Source organism: Lactococcus sp. SK2-659 (assembly GCF_020218185.2).
In the GTDB taxonomy this organism is placed as follows: Bacteria; Bacillota; Bacilli; order Lactobacillales; family Streptococcaceae; genus Lactococcus; species Lactococcus lactis.
Genome location: NZ_JAIWQZ020000014.1, coordinates 1 through 310 on the forward strand (window position 1 = coordinate 1; position 310 = coordinate 310).

Here is a 310-nt window from a genome sequence, read left to right on the forward strand (position 1 = left end):
ATGCTGCTGGAGCTCTTATCTGCTCAACAATTGACGGTGGCTTATGATTTGTCTGATACACCTGCCTATCAAATCCCGATGGAACACTATCTGAAAAATCACCTCAGATCTGTTGAAAAGATAAAATTAGAGCATTATCAAGAAAGCCAGAGTTATGATCTACTTATCTCAAGTAAAAGAAATGACAGTCGAAAGTTTGTCTATATACTTTCCGAGTTTTCCAGTGATTATGATTTTGAAGAGTTATTGTCGCGTATTGAAAACTTAAAAAAAGAAAAATTTCAAAAAAAAGCAATTTTGAATTAAGAAT

General features: G+C 32.9%; 1 pseudogene. It reads left to right on the forward strand.

Annotated elements, in window-relative coordinates:
• Window positions 1-306, forward strand: a pseudogene (locus LDP15_RS12145) (trans-acting positive regulator); the annotation flags it as partial.
• Window positions 307-310 lie beyond the last annotated feature (4 nt).